This is a genomic window from Nostoc sp. 106C (assembly GCF_002154725.1).
Classification (GTDB): Bacteria; Cyanobacteriota; Cyanobacteriia; order Cyanobacteriales; family Nostocaceae; genus Aulosira.
The window spans coordinates 1-1,178 of the sequence record NZ_MTAW01000177.1; the positions used below are offsets into that span (position 1 = coordinate 1).

The 1,178-nt window shown below is 42.1% G+C and carries 1 pseudogene; it reads right to left on the reverse strand.

Annotation, left to right across the window (positions count from 1 at the left end):
* Positions 1-30 precede the first annotated feature (30 nt).
* Positions 31-1,100 (reverse strand): annotated as a pseudogene (locus BV375_RS26350) (IS630 family transposase).
* Positions 1,101-1,178 lie beyond the last annotated feature (78 nt).

Sequence of the window (1,178 nt, forward strand, 5' to 3'; positions counted from 1 at the left end):
TAGTAAGTAGGTAGGCATCAAAATTTTCCGCTATGTAACAAGATATTGACCAGATTGGTTAGAGTGAAATTTTGCACGTTGTGTACTGTGATTACCTTTTTCTCCTCTAGCTTGAACGCCATTGATGACAGCGTAAGCAAGGTCTAACTCATCATCAAATATTTGCCCAGATAATTCATCTTTTTTGATGTGCTGCCATTCCAATTCGATGGGATTCATTTCGGAGCAATACTTTGGGAGAAAAAAGATGTATAAACCCTGGCTCTCCCATTTTGACCACAATTGTTGAACTTCTTTACAGCGATGTATTGGGCCGTTATCCTGCACAATTACCCTTGTACGACCTGTTTGTTGGGCTGCCTCTGCTTCCTGCTCCATCATCCTGATGTAAGATTTCCGGTCAGCACTACCGATAATCAAACCATAAACAAAACTAATTAGAGGTTGAACAAGCCCTATAATGCTTAATCTCCGACCACGACGTTTTGTTTGCTCTAAACGTTTTTGCTCGCCCCTGAAGTAATATGTATAACCAGGGTCACTCCATAGACAAAATCCTGATTCATCCAAATACTTTAAATCAATTTCACCAGTTGCCGCAGATAATTCCAGCATATCTAGGTCTGCTTGCTTGGAAGCTCTTGCTACCGGGTCTTGTTTTCCTTGATGGCTTTTCCTTGCTCGCTTCCAAGCGACCCCCTTTTTTTGAGTACCCGTCTCAACCTGTCGGGACTCATTAATACGTTGCGTTCTGTTTTTAATTTGAGAGCTAGCTGGTAACTATTGTATGTGCGTGGCTCAACTCTGAGGCACTCTTCTAAAAATACGATGTCATCCTCTTTCCACCTTGCTTTTCCCCCTCGACCTGGTAATTCCCACAGTCCCTCCAAACCTTCTTCCTCCCATTTCCGCAAAACTTTTCTGACTGTTTTCTCGTTCCAATTAAAGTGAGCTGCTATCTTCTCCACATACCAACCATGTGCATTTAGCCTGATTACGGACGCTCTATCTTTGACTTTCTGTGGCACATCCTCTTTTCTGAGGTTTCGCAAAATTTGGTCTTGCTCACGAGTCAAAAATACCCTTATACGTGCGCCCATAAACAAACCACCTTGTAGATGCATTCTCCGTATTTATATATCTTAATATAGCTGACTTTTTTCGTGCCCACCTACTTA